The organism is Pigmentiphaga sp. YJ18, from assembly GCF_038066655.1.
In the GTDB taxonomy this organism is placed as follows: Bacteria; Pseudomonadota; Gammaproteobacteria; order Burkholderiales; family Burkholderiaceae_B; genus Pigmentiphaga.
The window spans coordinates 522,421-538,686 of record NZ_JBBUKU010000003.1 but is presented as its reverse complement, the minus strand read 5'-3'; the positions used below and the strand labels follow the sequence as shown (position 1 = coordinate 538,686).

Sequence of the window (16,266 nt, the reverse complement as noted above, 5' to 3'; positions counted from 1 at the left end):
GGACCTTCCAGGTCCACTTCTTCGATGGTCAGGGGCGCGCCTGCCTTCCAGGCGATCGCGGCTTTGGTCTTCATGGGCTGCTCCTAGGCTCTCGAGGGAATCATCCGGGATTGTAGTGGGGCGGCGCGGGGCCGATCGGCAAATAGTCCTAAAGTCCGGCGACCTTGGTGCCGTCAACCGTCATGAGTCGTTGTCCATACCAAGAGTCATGCGCAAGAATCTGCCCGTCACGTCGCTCGAGCGCTTCGTCGAGAAAAGCCGCCCCGTGGTGACCACCACCGACCTGAAGGGGCGCATCACCTATGCGAACCCCGCGTTCATCGAAGTCAGCGGCTTCTCGCGCGATGAACTCATCGGCCAGCCCCACAACATCGTCCGGCATCCCGATATGCCGCCCGAGGCCTTCGCCGACCTCTGGCAGACCATCAAGCGCGGCCAGCCCTGGCGGGCGATGGTCAAGAACCGCTGCAAGGATGGAGGCTTCTATTGGGTCGAGGCCTACGTCACGCCACTGTACGAGAACGGCAGGCACGTCGGCTACATGTCGGTGCGCAGCGCGCCCGACCGCGCCGAGGTGGCGTCCGCCCAGGCCCTGCATGCCGACGTGTCGGCGGGCAAGGTGAAATTCCCCGCCACGCCGCGTCCGCGCTGGTGGCACGCGCCCACCCCCTGGGGCGCGGGCGTGGCCGTCCTGTCGCTGGGCATGGCGCTGGGTGCCTGGCTGCTGCCCCACTGGGGCTGGATGCTGGGGCAGGTCGCGGTGGCGGGTGCCGCCGCGGCGGTGTGGCGGTACCGGGTCTGGGCGCCGCTGCGCCGTGTCGACCGCACGCTGGCCGCGATGGGCGAGGGTATGCTGTCGGTGGCCGTGGAAGGTCGTCATCAGTTCGATCTGGGCGGCCTGCCCATGCGTATCGAATCGACCCGCATCCACCTGCGTTCCACGCTGTGCGACGTGCTGCAGGTCGCGCAGGCGGTGGATGGCAACGCCGACCGCGTCAACGGCGAGATCGCCGCGATCCGGCAGGTCATCGACGAGCAGCGCGACCGCCTGACCCGCATCGCGGCGGCGGTCGAGCAGATGAGCGTGGCCATCCGCGAAGCGTCGCAGCATACGGGCACGGCCCTGTCCTTGTCCGAGTCGGCCCTGAGCGAGGTCGATACGGCCGAGGCCAAGATCGGCGATTCGGTGCGCGGCACGGATTCCGTGGCCAAGGCCGTCGGCCGCACCAACGAACAGATAGGCTCGCTGCACGACCTGGTCTCGACCATTTCCGGCGTGACCCAGGCCATCAGCGAGATCGCCAACCAGACCCGCCTGCTGTCGTTGAACGCGGCCATCGAGGCCGCCCGCGCGGGCGAGAACGGCCGCGGCTTCGGCGTCGTGGCCGAGGAAGTGCGCACCCTGTCCGACCGCACGGCCGGCAGCACGGGCGACATCGGCCACGCGCTCCAGGCCATCACCCGCTTCGCCACCGAGACTTCGACCTCCATGCAGGACGCGGTGGCCTCGGTGCAATACAGCGGCGAGCAGATCCGCGAAAGCGCCGGCTTCTTCGAACGGGTGCGCCATTCGTCGTCGCTGGTGGTGGAGCGGGCGCGCGACATTTCCGGCATGTTGCAGCAGCAGTCGGCGGCGTCGCAGGAAGTCGCCGACAGCATGGAAGGCATCTCGGGCGAAGTGGAACGCACCTCCGCCTCGGTCGCCTCGCTGGCCCAGGCCACCGAGGCGCTCAAGGGCACGGTGGGCGACATGCGCCAGTTGCTGGTGCGCTACGAGGCCTCGCTCCATCATTGAGCGGCATGCCGGCGGCCGCGCCGGGAACCGTTATGCTCTAGCCTGTTCGAACCACGGAACGGGAACAAGGGGGCAGGCGTTGTTGCAGAGTGGCGCGCGAGCCGGCGTGGCCGAGGGCCGGCGCGGGACGGGAAGAGCCGGGGGCAGGCCCGGCGTATGGATGCGGGCCGCGGCGGCGGTGTGCGCCTGCCTGGCATTCACCATGGCGCGGGCGCAGGACCTGCCCGCGGAATTGTCGGCGGCCTGGGCCGCCACGGGGTTGCCCGAGAGCGCGCTGTCGGTGGTGGTCGAACCGATCGATGGCCCGCGCATGGTCTCGGTCAACGCCGGGCAGCCGCGCAACCCCGCCTCGGTCATGAAGCTGGTGACCACCTTCGCCGCCCTGGACAGCCTGGGGCCCGCGCATATCTGGCGCACCCAGCTGCTGGTGGAGCCGGGCACCACGATCTCGGCCGACGGCGTCCTGTCCGGTCCGCTGTACCTGCGCGCCAGCGGCGATCCCTTCTTCAAGCTGGAAGACCTCTGGCAGCTGCTGCGCGAGCTGCGCGTGCGCGGCGTGCGCAGGATCCCGGAACTGGTCGTGGACCGCTCGGTATTCGGGCCGGTGGCGATCGACCCCGGCGCCTTCGACGGCGATCCCTCGCGGCCCTACAACGCCAGTCCCGACGCCTGGATGGTGGGCTTCGGCGCGGTGCGCCTGCTGTTCACCCCGGACCTGCGCAGCAGGCACTGGCGGGTGACCTTGGACCCGGCCCTGCCCGGCGTCAAGGTCGAGGGCGGACTGAAATGGTCGGACAATCCGTGCCCCGGTTCGCCCGTGGTGCAGACCGAGCCGTTCCTGACCTCGTCCGGCGTGTCGCTGCGCGTGGCGGGAACCGTATCGGGGGGCTGCGGCGAGTTCAGCCTGTACCGGCTGGCACTGTCCCAGCCGCGGCATGCCGAGGCGGTCTTTCGCGTGCTGTGGCAGGAAATGGGCGGCAGCCTGGCGGGCCGGATACGCGAGGGCGGCGTGCCGGGCGATGCCGTGCTGTTCGCCACCCACGATTCGCCGTCGCTGGCCGAGGTCGTGCGGCATATCAACAAACAGAGCAACAACGTCATGGCCCGCCTGCTGCTGTTGACGCTGGGCGCCGCGTACGAGCCGGGCCCGGCCACCGTGGCCAGCGGCGATCGCGCGGTGGACGGGATCCTGGCCGCGCGGGGCCTGACGCTGCCCGAGCTGGTGCTGGACAACGGCTCGGGGCTGTCCCGCGACGGCCGGATCTCGGCCGACAGCCTGGCGCGGCTCCTGGCCGCCGCGTGGCGTTCGCCGGTCATGCCGGAGTTCGTTTCCTCGCTGGCCATTTCGGGCATGGACGGAACGGTGCGCCGCCGCATGCGCGACTCCGATGCGGCGGGGCTCGCGCACCTGAAAAGCGGGTCGCTGCGCGACGTGCGGGCCCTGGCCGGCTACGTGCTGGCGGCCAGCGGGCGCCGCTACCTGGTGGTCAGCGTGGTCAACGACGAACGTGCGCAGCAAGCCAACGGCTTCAACGACAAGCTTATCGCGTGGCTGGCCGGCCACTGATGCAGGATGCAAGCGCGGGGTTGCAGGTGTTACCCGATGCTGCCCTCCGGATGCAAGGGTTCCGGTATGCGGGGGCGACTGCTATCATCGGATCGTCCAATCGTAAAAACAACGCAGGGAGCGCAACACGATGACTACCAGCACCGCAGGCAAGGAAAAACTCATCTCGGACGTCAAGGTCGTGCTGAACGACGCGGAAGACCTGCTCAAGCAAGCCGCTTCCAGCACCGGTGACCGCGCCGTCGAACTCCGCGAAAGCGCCCTGACCTCCCTCAAGCGCGCGCGCGAAAAGCTCCTGGACGTCCAGGACTCCATGCTGGAACGCAGCAAGGCAGCCGCCCGCGCCACCGACGACTTCGTGCACGACAATCCCTGGCGCGCCATCGGCGTGGCGGCGGCGGTCGGCTTCCTGGCCGGCCTGCTGGTCAACAGCCGCCGCTGATACGCGCAGCGTGTCCGCGTCGCCGCATCTGCTGGGTTCGCTCCGGGCGCTGGCTGCCACTTCCATCGGCATCCTGCGTACCCGGCTCGAACTCGTCGCCATCGAACTGGCCGAGGAAAAGTCGCGCCTGCTGGGCATGGTGCTGGTCGCCCTGGCGGCCCTGCTGTGCCTGACGCTCGGCCTGATGATGTTCTCGTTCCTGATCGTCGTGGTGTTCTGGGATACCGAATACCGGCATCTGGCCATCGCGCTGGTCGGGGCGGCCTATCTGCTGGTCGGGCTCATCATGCTGGTCATGGTGCGCCGGCAGGCCGTGCATGCACCCCTGGTGTTCGAGGATACTCTGGCCGAACTCGAACGCGACCGCGACATGCTCGCCGCGGTGGCCGAGTCCGACCCCGACAGCCGCCGGGGGCCGCGATGAGCGCCCGTCGCAGGGCGCGCGAGGCGGGAGACATCGAGGCCCGCAAGGAATTGCTGCTGGCCCGGTCGTCCATCGAGCGCATGGAGCTGGCGGCCCACCTGCACCAGATCAAGGAAGCCGTCACGCCGGGGCAGGTGCTCAAGTCGGTCCTGCCCAGCCTGGGCGGCAGCCGCGGCATGGCGACCGCCATGCAGGCCTGGCGTTTCCTGCGGCGCTATCCGATCGTATCGTCCGCTGCTTCGATGCTGCTGGCCCGCGTGCGGCTGGGCGGCGTCTTCCGTCTGTTGAAGCTGGGCGGCGGCGCGGTGGCCGCCTATCAGGCCTACAAGCTCTGGCGGGCCATCAAGGAAGACCGCAGCCGGCCCGACCCGCGCTAGTACCGGCCCCGGGGCCGCCGGGTTCAGCCCGGCAGCCCCAGTTCCTGCCACAGGCCGTCCACCCGTTTCTTCACGTCCGCATCCATCACGATGGGGCGTCCCCATTCCCGATCGGTCTCGCCCGGCCACTTGTTGGTGGCGTCCAGGCCCATCTTGCCGCCCAGGCCCGAGACCGGCGATGCGAAGTCCAGGTAGTCGATGGGGGTGCGGTCGGCCAGCAAGGTATCGCGGACGGGGTCCATGCGCGTCGTGATGGCCCAGACCACCTCCTGCCAGTTGCGCACGTCGATGTCCTCGTCCACCACCACGATGAACTTGGTGTACATGAACTGGCGCAGCACGCTCCAGATGCCGAACATCACGCGCTTGGCGTGCCCGGGGTACTGCTTGCGCATCGAGACGATGGCCAGGCGGTAGCTGCATCCTTCGGGCGGCAGGTAGAAATCGACGATTTCCGGCAGTTGCCGGCGCAGCAGCGGCGTGAAGACCTCGTTCAGGGCGACGCCCAGGACGGCGGGTTCGTCGGGCGGCTTGCCCGTATAGGTGGAGTGGTAGATGGGATCGCGCCGCATGGTGATGCGGTCGACGGTGAAGACCGGGAACCAGTCCTGCTCGTTGTAGTACCCGGTGTGGTCGCCATAGGGGCCTTCCAGCGCCATCTCGTAGCCGTTGTCGGGCGGGGCCACGACGTCGGGGGCGGGAGTGGGGGCGATGGCGCGCGGATCGGAGGCCGGCAGCAGGTGGCCCTCCAGCACGATCTCGGCCGAGGCGGGTACGGACAGCGTGCTGCCCAGGCAGCGGACCACCTCGGTGCGGCCGCCGCGCAGCAGGCCGGCGAACTGGTATTCGGACAGGGCGTCGGGCACCGGCGTGACGGCGCCCAGAATGGTGGCGGGATCGGCGCCCAGAGCGACCGCGACCGGGAAGGGCTGCCCGGGGTGAGCCAGCATGTGTTCCCGGAAGTCCAGCGCGCCACCCCGGTGCGACAGCCACCGCATGATGAGCTTGTTGCGCCCGATGGGCTGCTGGCGATAGATGCCCAGGTTCTGGCGCTTGCGATTCGGTCCGCGCGTGACGACCAGCCCCCAGGACAGCAGCGGGGCGACGTCGCCGGGCCAGCAGTGCTGGATGGGCAGGCGCCCGAGGTCGACGTCGTCGCCTTCGAGCACGATCTCCTGGCAGGGCGCTGCCCGGACTTCGCGCGGCGCCATGTCCCACAGGGCGGATTTCAGCATCGCCACCTTGCCGAGCGCATCGCGCAGGCCGCGCGGCGGCTCGGGCTCGCGCAGCGAGGCCAGCAGTTCGCCCACGTCGCGCAGGGCGCCCACGTCTTCCGCGCCCATGCCCAGCGCCACCCGGTGGGCGGTGCCGAACAGGTTGGCCAGCACCGGCATGTCGGCTTGCTCGCGGCCGGGTTGCCGGGCGTTCTCGAACAGCAGGGCCGGTCCGCCTGCGCGCAATACGCGGTCGCAGATCTCGGTGATCTCGAGGCGGGTCGACACGGCGGTCGAGATGCGCTTGAGTTCGCCCCGCGCTTCGAGCTGGCGCAGGAAATCTCGGAGGTCGCGGTATTTCACGGGCGGGGCACCTTGATGGGGGAAGCCGGGGGAAGGGCCACTTTAACCCGCCGTGGCGGTTGCGGCGTTTGACGCACGGATGAGGTCATCGGGGTCCGTGGCGGTGTGAAACATGAAGTCCGGGACAAATTTTACATATGTTTCTGAATCTGATTCGATCGTGGCGATAGTGTATGCTTACTTTTATCTATCTTTCCATATACGGTCGCATGGGTACCGATAGAAAATCCCAATGATCGCCATTGTCTATCGGATGCACCAGAATGGTGAATTTTTACGGTTGACCACATCAAATCGCATTCCTACAATCCGCCAACTTTCAGCGTGTGCCCGGTACCGTCGTCCTGACAGCCGCCCCCAAGTCGGGGCCGGACCAGACCACCGGGCTGCTTAACGGGCCATCGGGCGCCCACCATACTGGAGTTCTCTTAGCGGCGCGAACGCGCCCTCTGCCCGAAACAGGCATGGTCCCGAGCTGTCTCTGCGATAGCGACCATGCAGGTGTGCCGCCAGTCGTCCTGACTGCGGCGCGATGTGCAGCCAAGCAGGTTGTGGCCTTGATGTCCGGAGTCGTATCTCGATCGCTTCCGGATGCGGTTTTTTTGTGGCCCGCCGTTGCAAGGAGGTAAGTATGCCCGACGCGCAGTCGAGCTCGTCGACGGAGCAGCCCGACCCCCGGCCTCGACCGGGAATCACGGATTGGTGCCGCTCCATCAATAGTTATGTAGGCCTGGCCGTGCTCGCCATGGCCGCCGTAGTGTGGTCTGTTCCTGGTCTGCGTGACCAGGCTTCGCAATTCACCGCGTTCAACGGTGTCGAGACGCCCGTGGCCGAGCCGGCCCAGGTCGATGTCGCCTCCGCCGTTGCCGCGGCGGCCGCCGTCGCGGCCGTGGCCGACAACGTACAACCGCATGCCCAGGCGACGTCTTTCCTGGGCTCGATGGGTAATGCCGCCAAGCCGGCGCAGAAGCCGCACGCGACCAAGGTGTCGGCCGTGCAGTCCGAGTCCCTGGGCCGCTATATCGCGCGCAAGTACCGGGTCTCGAACGAGGCTACCCGCATGCTGGTTTCCACCGCCTATGGCGTGGGACAGGAAATGGGCCTGGATCCGCTGCTGCTCCTGGCGATCATCGCCATCGAGTCCAGCTTCAATCCGTTCGCCGAAAGCCATGTCGGCGCCCAGGGCCTGATGCAGGTCCTGACCCGGGTCCACACCGAGCGGTTCGAGCCGTTCGGCGGTAGCCAGGCCGCCTGGAATCCGGTGGCCAACATCCGTGTCGGCGCGTCGATCCTGAAGGAATACATCGAGCGTGGCGGTTCGCTGACGGCCGGCCTGCGCATGTACGTGGGCGTGGGTCCCGATGGCACCAGCCCGTACGGCGACAGGGTCCTGGCCGAACGCCGCCGCCTGGCCTCGGCCGCGGGCGTCAACACCGAACTGCCGGGCACCGCGCCGGCCACGCCGGCGCGCTCGGCGTCGGCCAAGCCTATGCCCATCCCCACCGATCCGTCCTCGGAAGCGGTGTCGGTCAAGAGCACCGAACCCGGCTCTCCCGCCGTCATGTAGGCTCGTCCCCGGGCCTGCGCCCGGGCGACGTTTCCGCCGGCCTTTCCGGCCGGTTGCCGGATGCGGCATCCAGATGCCGCAGCTTGTCCGGATTGCGCGTGACGTAGATCGCCGCCCCACCTTGTCCTTCTCGATCAGCAAGGCCGTTGCCTGCAGGATCCCTCCGCGCTCGATGGTCGGGAAGCCCGGCAGGCCGTCCAGCATGCGCGTTACCCGAGCAATCGCTCCATGCGCGCCACGCCTTCCTGCAACCGGGCCAGGTCGGTGGCGTAGGAAAAACGCAGGTAGGAGGCGGTCTCGGCGGTTCCGAAGTCGCGGCCCGGCACCGCACACACACCGGCCTCGTGCAGCAGGCGCGTGGCGAAGGCCGCGCTGTCGGCCGCATGCGCGCGCACATCGCTATATATATAGAAGGCGCCGTCGGGCTTGACCGGGACCGTCAGGCCCAGGCGTTCGAACTCGGGCAACAGGTAGTCGCGCCGCTGGCGGAAGGCTGCCCGGCGCGCCTCGAAGATGTCGAGCGATTCGGGCTGGAAGCACGCGAGCGCCGCGTGCTGGGCCAGCGTGGACGGGCAGATGACCAGGTTCTGCGCGAGCTTCTCGAACACCGAGACCAGTTGCGGCGGCACCACCAGCCAGCCCAGGCGCCATCCGGTCATGTGGAAGTACTTCGAGAAGCTGTTGACGATGATGAGATCGTCGGCCAGCGCCAGCGCCGACCGGCGGTTGCCTTCGTAGCTCAGGCCCAGGTAGATCTCGTCGACCAGGGTGAAGCCCTGGCGGCCGCGTACCTCGCGGATCAGCTCGGCCAGCGCGTCCGGCGCGATGGAGGTTCCGGTGGGGTTGCCGGGCGAGGCCACGATCACGCCGGCGGTGCGCGGTGTCCAGTGGCGCCGTATGTGGTCGGCCGCAAGCTGGAAGCGGTCGCCGGGGCCGGCCGGGATCAGCACGGGCTCGCCGCCGGCCGCGGTCACGATGTGGCGGTTGGCCGGATAGGTGGGGTCGGGCATCAGCACCTGGGCGCCGGCATCGACGAGGGCGGTGCAGGCCAGGAGCAGCGCGCCCGAGGCGCCGGCGGTGACGATGATGCGTGACGGATCCACGGCCACGCCGAAGCGCGTCTGGTAGAAGCTGGCGATCGCCTCGCGCAGGGGGGCGATGCCGACCGCCTCGGTGTACTGGGTCCGTCCTTCGCGCGCGGTGCGTTCCAGCGCCTCGACCACGGCCGGGACGGCGGTGAAGTCGGGTTCGCCTATGCTCATCTGCACGATGTCGCGGCCCTGGGCCTGCAGGGCCGCCGCCTGCTTGACGACCTCCATGGCGTAGAAGGGAGCGATGCGGGCGATGCGGGGGGAGAGGCGCAGCATGGTGGTCGGACGGCGGGTGGTGGTCGGACGGCGGGTGGTGGGTGGGCGGCGCCGTCGCGGACGCGGCGCCGATGGGGGCTCCATGCCGTCCATGATACGCCCCGCCGCAGGCAGGGGGCGGATGGCCGTCCGCGCGCCCGCGCCGTTACAATGGACGGCATGGCACCGCTTGTTTCGTTACGTTCCATCTCCGGCCGTACCTTCCCGCCGTCCTGGCCCGAAGGCCGGCTCGGCCTCCCTCCCGGGCCGGCTTCCGGCGCGGAGTCCCTGTCATGAAACCCGGCCGCCGCGCCTTTTTCCTGCCCCGCATGCTGTCGGACGCGCCCTGGCCGGCCTTCTGCCAGCGCCTGGCGCGCATGGCCCGTGGCCAGGTCAGCGACGAGACGCCGCAGGCCGATGCCCCCGGGCGCGGGCGCCTGATCGTGGCCCGGGAAGAGGACGTCTATCATGCCGCCGCGCTGTGCCGCGAGTTCGGCGTGCTGCTGGTGCAGCCCGGCGCGCGCGAAGCGGCCCTGCCGGCCGACCGCGGCTGGCTGCGGCTGGACACCTCGCAACTGGCGGCGATCGAATCCTTCGACGAACGTGCCGGCACCATCGTGGTGCAGGCGGGCTGCTCCATGGGAGCGCTGCGCGAGCGGCTGGCGGGAACGCCGTGGCGCTGGCATGCGGGCGCCGACCTCGAACCGGTCGGCGCCTGGCTGCTGCGTACCCGCGGCTGGCTGCCGGGCCGCTGCCGGGACTCGGGTCTGGACGCCGCCCAGGTGCTGCTGGCCGATGGTGCGTTCGAGCAATTGGGCCCTTTCGGGGTCGAATCCACCCAGCCCCTGCGTTCCACGTCGGCCAGCCGCCTGGTGTCCGACCTGTTTCAACTGGCCACCGATTCGGCGGTCGCCGCGATGCTGGAACTGCCGGTCTGGCCGGCCGGCTACCGGATCGACGCGCTCGTGCCGCGCGCCGCCGCGGGCGGCGAGCCGGTGCCCAACCCCGCGCATTTCCTGCTGGGCAGCGAAGGCACCCTGGCCTGGGCCGGACGATTCCGGCTGCGTTTGCGCGATGCCGGGGAATCGCCTCCGGTGCTGTCCGTGCAGGAGCGCGAAGACCGCGCTTCGGGCCGGGAAACCCCGGCCGACCGGCTCGACGCCATGGTCAAGGCCACGTTCGACGCGGGGAGTGTTTTCCCCTCGTCGGTTGTATAACCCGTGCGGGGAGCGGATAATCCGCACCTCGCATAACTTCGTGTGACCGCCCTGCGGGCGTTATTTTTCCATGGCTCAACCCCTCGACCCCAATCTGCGCAAGGCCGCCCTCGAATATCACGAGTACGGCCGTCCGGGCAAGATTTCCATTGCTCCGACCAAGCAACTCGTCAACCAGCGCGACCTGGCTCTGGCCTATTCCCCGGGGGTGGCGGCGGCGTGCGAAGCCATCGTCGACGACCCCGCGGCCGCGTTCCGCTACACCGCGCGCGGCAACCTTGTCGGCGTGATCTCCAACGGCACGGCGGTGCTGGGCCTGGGGGCGATCGGCGCGCTGGCGTCCAAGCCGGTCATGGAAGGCAAGGCGGTCCTGTTCAAGAAGTTCGCGGGCATCGACGTGTTCGACATCGAGGTCAACGAGACCGACCCCGACAAGCTGGTCGACATCATCGCGGCGCTCGAGCCGACCTTCGGCGGCATCAATCTGGAAGACATCAAGGCGCCGGAGTGCTTCGCGGTCGAACGCAAGGCCCGCCAGCGCATGAACATCCCGGTGTTCCACGACGACCAGCACGGCACGGCCATTACCGTGGCGGCCGCCGTGCTGAACGGCCTGGCCGTGGTCGGCAAGAAGATCGACGAGGTCAAGCTGGTGGCGTCGGGCGCGGGCGCCGCGGCGCTGGCCTGCCTGAACCTGCTGGTCGACCTGGGCCTGCCGCTCGCCAACGTCTGGGTGACCGACATCGAGGGCGTGGTCTGGAAGGGCCGCACCACGCTGATGGATCCCGACAAGGAACGTTTCTCGCAGGAAACCGACAAGCGCACGCTGAGCGAGGTGATCGAAGGCGCCGACGTCTTCCTGGGCCTGTCCGCCGGCGGCGTGCTCAAGCCCGAGATGGTGGCGGCCATGGCCAAGCGGCCGCTGATCCTGGCGCTGGCCAACCCCACGCCGGAAATCCTGCCCGAGATCGTGAAGTCGGTGCGCGACGACGCCGTCATCGCTACCGGCCGTTCGGACTATCCGAACCAGGTCAACAACGTACTGTGCTTCCCGTACATTTTCCGGGGCGCCCTGGACGTGGGTGCGACCACCATCACGCGCGAGATGGAAATCGCCACGGTCCACGCGATCGCTGAACTGGCGCGCCAGGAGCAGAGCGAGATCGTCGCCGCAGCCTATGACGTGTCCGATCTCGCGTTCGGTCCGGAATACCTGATTCCCAAGCCCTTCGATCCGCGCCTGATCGTGCGCATCGCGCCCGCCGTGGCGCGCGCGGCCATGGACTCGGGCGTGGCCACGCGGCCGATCGCCGACATGGACGCCTATGTCGAGCAGCTGCAGCAGTTCGTCTATCACTCCGGCGCCTTCATGCGCCCCCTGTACGGCGCGGCGCGCCGCACGGTGCGCGAGGGCGGCAAGGCCCGCATCGTCTACACCGAGGGCGAGGACGAGCGCGTGCTGCGCGCGGTGCAGGCGGTGGTGGACGACGGCCTGGCCCGGCCCATCCTGGTCGGCCGTCCGGCGGTGCTGGCCAAGCGCATCGAGAAGCTCGGCCTGCGCATGCGCCTCGGGCAGGACGTCGAGGTCACGAACACCGAATTCGACGAACGCCACCGCAACTATTCCCAGACCTACTGGGACATGACCAAGCGCAAGGGCATCACCAAGGAATACGCGAAGATCGAGATGCGCCGGCGCCTGACGCTGATCGGCGCGATGATGGTCCACCAGGGCGATGCCGACGGCATGATCTGCGGTACGGTCGGCCCTTACGTCAACCACCTGCAGTTCATCGACGAGGTCATCGGCCGCAATCCCAGCGCCAAGGTCTACGCCGCGATGAACTTCCTGGTGCTGCCGCAACGCACCGTGGTGCTGGTCGACACGCACGTGAACGAGAATCCGGACGCCGACCAGCTGGCCGAGATCACCATCATGGCGGCCGAGGAAATGAAGCGCCTGGGCGTCGAGCCCAAGGCCGCGCTGCTGTCGCATTCGAACTTCGGTTCCAGCGATTCGCCGTCGGCGGTCAAGATGCGCCAGGCCCTGGCGCTGATCCAGGAACGCGCGCCGTGGCTGGAAGTGGATGGCGAGATGCACGGCGACTGCGCCATCGACGAAGCGGTCCGCAACCGCATCATGCCCGACAGCACGCTCAGGGGCGAAGCCAACCTGCTGGTGTGCCCCACCATCGAGTCGGCCAACATCGCCTACAACCTGCTGAAGACGGCGGCCGGCAACAACGTGGCCATCGGCCCCATCCTGCTCGGCTGCAAGGCCCCGGTCAACATCCTGACCGCCAGTTCGACGGTACGCCGCATCATCAACATGACCGCGCTGACGGTCATGGATGCCAACGCCTCGCGCCTGGATGGCAGCGGCGGACGTTGATCCCGCCGCGGGGGCCGCGCGCGCGGCCCCCACCGTGCCGGTGCTGCGGCCCGCATGCACCGGCCTCGTGCTTGCCGGCGGCGGCGCCCGCGCCGCCTACCAGGTAGGCGTGCTCAAGGCCATCGTCCGCATCCTGGGCGAGCGGCCCGGCGGCCTGCACGCCAATCCCTTCCACGTCCTGTGCGGCACCTCGGCCGGCGCCATCAATGCCGCCGTGCTGGCCTGCGGCGCCCATCACCTGCCGCAGACGATCGAGCACATGCTGGACGTCTGGGAGAATTTCCACGCCGCCCAGGTCTACCGGACCGATGCGCTGCACACCGTGCGCGGCGGGGGAAGCTGGCTGTCCATGTTGTCGTTCGCGCTGATGATGGCCCGCGTGGGCCGGAGCAAGCAGCCCGCGCTGCTGGACAACCAGCCCTTGGGAGAACTGCTGCGCGGCGTACTGGACTTCGGCCGGCTGGACGCCAACCTGGCCGACGGCGTGGTCCAGGCGCTGGCCATCGCCGCCACCGGCTACACCTCGGGCCAGCACATCACCTTCTACCAGTCGGCCTACGAGATCGAGCCGTGGCGCCGCTCGCTGCGCGTGGCGGTGCGGGCCGAGATCGGCGTCGAGCACCTGCTGGCGTCCAGCGCGATCCCGTTCGTGTTCCCGGCGCGCCGGCTGCTGGTGCACGGCGAGCCCGAGTGGTGCGGCGACGGCTCCATGCGCCAGCTCGCTCCCATCAGTCCCGCGATCCACCTGGGCGCCGGCCGCGTGCTGATCATCAGCGGCGGCCATTCCGAGGCGGATCCCCGGCGCCGGACCGGAGCGCCCACCTACCCGACGCTGGCCCAGATCGGCGGCCATGCCTTGTCCAACATCTTCCTGGACAGCCTGGACGCCGACATCGAGCGCATCCAGCGCATCAACCAGACCCTGTCGCGGCTGCCGGCCCAGGAGCGCTGGAGCGGGACGCTGCGCCCCATACGCGTGCTATCGATATCACCCAGCCAGCGCCTGGACGAGATCGCCGGCCGCCACCTGGACAGCCTGCCTCCGGCGATGCGCAGGCTGATGCGGGGCATGGGCGTCTCGTCCGGTTCCGAGGCGCTGACCGGCGCGTCGCTGGCGTCCTACCTGCTGTTCGAACCCGGCTACACACGCGAGTTGATCGCCCTGGGGTTTGGCGATACGCTCATTCGCAGCGACGAGGTGCTGGCTTTCTTCCGTACCGACGAGGAATAGCGATGTCTTCGACTCTAGGCCGTTTCCTGCGCGGATTCGCGATCGCGCTGCTGTGGCTGGTGCTGGGAGCCGGCGCCTGGGCCCGGGGGCCCGCGCCCGGCACGGTCGATGCGCGCGACCTGCCGCCCGAGGCGCGCCAGGTGCTGGCGCAGATCCAGCAGGGCGGGCCGTTCCGGCATGCCCGCGATGGCGTGACGTTTTATAACCGCGAACGCCTTTTGCCCGTGCGGGCGCGTGGGTACTATACCGAGTACACCGTGCCTACGCCCGGTGCGCGCAATCGCGGCGCCCGGCGCATCGTCGCCGGCAAGGGCGATACGGGCAACCCCGCCACCAGTGGAGAATACTGGTATACCGCCGATCACTACGCGTCGTTCCGGCGCATCCAGGAGTGATCCATGTCCTCGAATGCGAGAAACCTGAACGAATGCCTCAAGACCGGCGGCGCCCTGGCCGACCCGGACCTCGACGTGAAGGCCTTGCTCCAGGCCGCGCGGCACTTGAAGCTGGCCGTCTACGAGGTTGACTGTTCGCGTGCCAAGAGCAAGTCCGCCGTGTTGCGGGCGATCGCCAACGCGGTCGATTTCCCCGAGCATTTCGGCGGCAACCTCGACGCCCTGTACGACTGCCTGTGCGATACGGTGCTCGATCAGCCGGCCGGCATGGTGCTGGCGCTCTGGCAGTTGCACCAGGACGATCCCGGCCTGTCCGAGCATGCGGCGGCCATTGCCCAGGTGGGCGAGGACGTGGTCGAGTTCGCGCGCGAGAACGGCAAGGCTTTCACCTTCGTCCTGGACAAGGCCGACGGCGCCGCCGAGCCAGGCCGCACCCATTCCGCCTGAGTCCCGGCGCTTCCCCTATCCCTGCCGGACGCGGCGCCGGTACTCCGAGGGAGACAGGCCGAAGCGCTGATGAAAGCGGCGGGTGAAATACGCCTCGTCGCTGAAGCCGACGGCATTGGCTATTTCGAAAATGCGGTCTTCGCTGTGGGCAAGCAGGTCCTGGGCGCGGTCCATCCGCTTGACCGTCACCCAGTCGACGAAGGCCAGCCCCGTGTGCTTCTTCAACAGCTGCGACAGGTAGTTGGGCGACAGGAACGCCGCCTCGGCCACACTGTACAGGGAAAGCGGCTTGTCCAGGTTCTCGTCGATGTGGCGTATCGCCCGTTTCAGGGCGTCGGTGCGGCCCTGAAGATAGATGCGCCGTTCGGTCAGGCCGCGCAATTCCGCTTCGAAGCGTTCGGTGGTGAAGCCGATCAATTCCAGCAGCGTGCCGCGTATGCGTTCCAGCGTGCCGAGCCGGCGCCGGTGGTTGAGCGCGGTCATGTGGCGCAGCAAGCCCTGGATGTGGGCGAACTCCTGGTCATCGAATTCGAAGTCGATGTGCCCTTCGTACAGGAAGGGGGCCAGTTCGGGGTAGTCCGTTAGCGAGACCTCTTCCATTTCCAGCGGCGACAGGTCGAAGTCGCGCCGCAGGAAATTGGTGGCGAAGTTGATGATGGTGTAGCTGGGCTCGCAGGGGTTGTAGGCGCAGTGCACCCGGTAGGGCAGCACGAAGATCAGCGACCGCGCGCGATACTGGCGGCGCTGGCCGCTGATGACCTGGCTGGCGCCGCCCGTGGCATTGACCTGGATCTGGAAGAACTCGTGGCGGTGCGGCGTGGAGACCGCGGGCCGGACCGTGTGGTCCCGGATGTCGAAGTCCAGCCGTTCGGACCGCTCGACCATGCGGTAAGTCTTGATCGACGGGTCGTCGACCCGGATGCCCACGGCGTCGCTGTGCATGGCGCCTCCTGTCTCCCATGGTGGTGCCAGCGACGCTGGCGAGGCCGTGGCCTTATCTGATGGCGTGTTCCGGAGCCGGCCAGTCGCCGATGTAGGACATCAGCATGCGGTTCTCGAAGCTCTGCTGTTCATGGACCGCTTTGGCGACATCATGGAACGAAACCACGCCTTGCAGCAAGCCTCGGGCCACCACCGGGATGTAGGACTGGTGATGCGACACCATCAGCGAGCGCAGCACGTGCAGGTCCATGTCGGGCTGGGCGACGATGGGCTCGGGATTCATCACGTGCGACACCCGCAGCTCGGCCACGGGCGGGGTGGGCCCCTGCCGCAGTTCCTTCTGGCGCCGGGCCAGCACGCGGATCACTTCGCTGAAGGTCAGCAGGCCCGCCAGGATGTGGCGGTCCATGACGACCAGCGAGCCGATGTCCTGGTCGGCCATGGTGATGACGCATTCGGACAGGGGCGTGTCCGGCGCGACGGTGTACAGCGCCTTGTCCTGGATCCTGAGTATGTCGCTGACGCGCATCGTGTGTCTCCCTGGAGC

At 68.5% G+C, this 16,266-nt stretch carries 15 protein-coding genes and 1 pseudogene; 11 read left to right on the top strand and 5 right to left on the bottom strand.

Annotated elements, in window-relative coordinates:
* Nucleotides 1-74, bottom strand: a pseudogene (locus WKR98_RS22320) (zinc-binding alcohol dehydrogenase); the annotation flags it as partial.
* 134 nt (nt 75-208) lie between these two features.
* Between WKR98_RS22320 and WKR98_RS22315 the strand changes: the two are divergent.
* From WKR98_RS22315 to WKR98_RS22295, 5 genes are all read left to right on the top strand, one after another.
* Nucleotides 209-1,795: a methyl-accepting chemotaxis protein gene (locus WKR98_RS22315; RefSeq protein ID WP_341434697.1), complete on the top strand. Its 1,587-nt coding sequence runs from the start codon at nt 209-211 to the stop codon at nt 1,793-1,795.
* A gap of 160 nt (nt 1,796-1,955) precedes the next feature.
* Entirely contained in the window at nt 1,956-3,362 is a 1,407-nt protein-coding gene (gene dacB, locus WKR98_RS22310) for a D-alanyl-D-alanine carboxypeptidase/D-alanyl-D-alanine endopeptidase (RefSeq protein ID WP_341434696.1), read from the top strand.
* A gap of 130 nt (nt 3,363-3,492) precedes the next feature.
* A complete protein-coding gene (locus WKR98_RS22305; RefSeq protein ID WP_124690981.1) occupies nt 3,493-3,804 on the top strand; it encodes a DUF883 family protein in 312 nt (103 codons plus the stop codon).
* A 10-nt stretch (nt 3,805-3,814) separates the two neighbouring features.
* A complete protein-coding gene (locus WKR98_RS22300) occupies nt 3,815-4,228 on the top strand; it encodes a phage holin family protein (protein ID WP_161567912.1) in 414 nt (137 codons plus the stop codon).
* Nucleotides 4,225-4,605, top strand: a complete 381-nt coding sequence (locus tag WKR98_RS22295) for a hypothetical protein (protein WP_124690979.1) — start codon at nt 4,225-4,227, stop codon at nt 4,603-4,605. The genes WKR98_RS22300 and WKR98_RS22295 overlap by 4 nt, the downstream gene beginning before the upstream one ends.
* A 23-nt stretch (nt 4,606-4,628) precedes the next feature.
* Here the strand turns inward: WKR98_RS22295 and ubiD are convergent, their stop codons facing one another.
* A complete protein-coding gene (gene ubiD / locus WKR98_RS22290) occupies nt 4,629-6,182 on the bottom strand; it encodes a 4-hydroxy-3-polyprenylbenzoate decarboxylase (RefSeq protein WP_341434695.1) in 1,554 nt (517 codons plus the stop codon).
* A 631-nt stretch (nt 6,183-6,813) separates the two neighbouring features.
* On the opposite strand from ubiD, the gene WKR98_RS22285 reads away from it, so the two are divergent.
* Entirely contained in the window at nt 6,814-7,749 is a 936-nt protein-coding gene (locus WKR98_RS22285) for a transglycosylase SLT domain-containing protein (RefSeq protein WP_341434694.1), read from the top strand.
* Nucleotides 7,750-7,958: 209 nt separating this feature from the next.
* On the opposite strand, the gene WKR98_RS22280 is transcribed toward WKR98_RS22285, so the two are convergent.
* Nucleotides 7,959-9,116 carry a pyridoxal phosphate-dependent aminotransferase gene (locus WKR98_RS22280; protein ID WP_341434693.1) on the bottom strand — a complete coding sequence of 386 codons (1,158 nt, stop codon included), beginning with the start codon at nt 9,114-9,116 and terminating at the stop codon, nt 7,959-7,961.
* Nucleotides 9,117-9,388: 272 nt separating this feature from the next.
* Between WKR98_RS22280 and WKR98_RS22275 the strand changes: the two genes are divergently transcribed.
* From WKR98_RS22275 to WKR98_RS22255, 5 genes are all read left to right on the top strand, one after another.
* A complete protein-coding gene (locus tag WKR98_RS22275; protein ID WP_341434692.1) occupies nt 9,389-10,312 on the top strand; it encodes an FAD-binding protein in 924 nt (307 codons plus the stop codon).
* 70 nt (nt 10,313-10,382) lie between these two features.
* On the top strand, nt 10,383-12,704 hold the full coding sequence (locus tag WKR98_RS22270; protein WP_124690973.1) for an NADP-dependent malic enzyme: 2,322 nt from the start codon (nt 10,383-10,385) through the stop codon (nt 12,702-12,704).
* Nucleotides 12,685-13,935, top strand: a complete 1,251-nt coding sequence (locus WKR98_RS22265; protein ID WP_124692471.1) for a patatin-like phospholipase family protein — start codon at nt 12,685-12,687, stop codon at nt 13,933-13,935. The genes WKR98_RS22270 and WKR98_RS22265 overlap by 20 nt, the downstream gene beginning before the upstream one ends.
* 2 nt (nt 13,936-13,937) lie before the next feature.
* A complete protein-coding gene (locus WKR98_RS22260; protein WP_124690972.1) occupies nt 13,938-14,330 on the top strand; it encodes a ribonuclease domain-containing protein in 393 nt (130 codons plus the stop codon).
* Nucleotides 14,331-14,333: 3 nt separating this feature from the next.
* Nucleotides 14,334-14,777, top strand: coding sequence for a barstar family protein (locus WKR98_RS22255; protein ID WP_124690971.1), 444 nt, complete (start codon nt 14,334-14,336; stop codon nt 14,775-14,777).
* Between the two features lie 15 nt (nt 14,778-14,792).
* Here the strand turns inward: WKR98_RS22255 and WKR98_RS22250 are convergent, their stop codons facing one another.
* Nucleotides 14,793-15,719 (bottom strand): AraC family transcriptional regulator, encoded by a 927-nt coding sequence (locus tag WKR98_RS22250; protein WP_124690970.1) that lies wholly within the window; start codon nt 15,717-15,719, stop codon nt 14,793-14,795.
* A gap of 52 nt (nt 15,720-15,771) precedes the next feature.
* Nucleotides 15,772-16,248 (bottom strand): CBS domain-containing protein, encoded by a 477-nt coding sequence (locus WKR98_RS22245; RefSeq protein WP_124690969.1) that lies wholly within the window; start codon nt 16,246-16,248, stop codon nt 15,772-15,774.
* Nucleotides 16,249-16,266 lie beyond the last annotated feature (18 nt).

Excerpts from the sequence above, each read along its gene's own strand:
- WKR98_RS22270 (WP_124690973.1), top strand. The coding sequence starts at position 10,383 with ATGGCTCAACCCCTCGACCCCAATCTGCGCAAGGCCGCCCTCGAATAT.
- WKR98_RS22255 (WP_124690971.1), top strand. The coding sequence starts at position 14,334 with ATGTCCTCGAATGCGAGAAACCTGAACGAATGCCTCAAGACCGGCGGC.
- WKR98_RS22280 (WP_341434693.1), bottom strand. The coding sequence starts at position 9,116 with ATGCTGCGCCTCTCCCCCCGCATCGCCCGCATCGCTCCCTTCTACGCC.
- WKR98_RS22285 (WP_341434694.1), top strand. The coding sequence starts at position 6,814 with ATGCCCGACGCGCAGTCGAGCTCGTCGACGGAGCAGCCCGACCCCCGG.
- WKR98_RS22265 (WP_124692471.1), top strand. The coding sequence starts at position 12,685 with ATGGCAGCGGCGGACGTTGATCCCGCCGCGGGGGCCGCGCGCGCGGCC.
- dacB (WP_341434696.1), top strand. The coding sequence starts at position 1,956 with ATGCGGGCCGCGGCGGCGGTGTGCGCCTGCCTGGCATTCACCATGGCG.
- WKR98_RS22260 (WP_124690972.1), top strand. The coding sequence starts at position 13,938 with ATGTCTTCGACTCTAGGCCGTTTCCTGCGCGGATTCGCGATCGCGCTG.
- WKR98_RS22305 (WP_124690981.1), top strand. The coding sequence starts at position 3,493 with ATGACTACCAGCACCGCAGGCAAGGAAAAACTCATCTCGGACGTCAAG.
- WKR98_RS22275 (WP_341434692.1), top strand. The coding sequence starts at position 9,389 with ATGAAACCCGGCCGCCGCGCCTTTTTCCTGCCCCGCATGCTGTCGGAC.
- WKR98_RS22245 (WP_124690969.1), bottom strand. The coding sequence starts at position 16,248 with ATGCGCGTCAGCGACATACTCAGGATCCAGGACAAGGCGCTGTACACC.
- WKR98_RS22250 (WP_124690970.1), bottom strand. The coding sequence starts at position 15,719 with ATGCACAGCGACGCCGTGGGCATCCGGGTCGACGACCCGTCGATCAAG.
- WKR98_RS22315 (WP_341434697.1), top strand. The coding sequence starts at position 209 with ATGCGCAAGAATCTGCCCGTCACGTCGCTCGAGCGCTTCGTCGAGAAA.
- WKR98_RS22295 (WP_124690979.1), top strand. The coding sequence starts at position 4,225 with ATGAGCGCCCGTCGCAGGGCGCGCGAGGCGGGAGACATCGAGGCCCGC.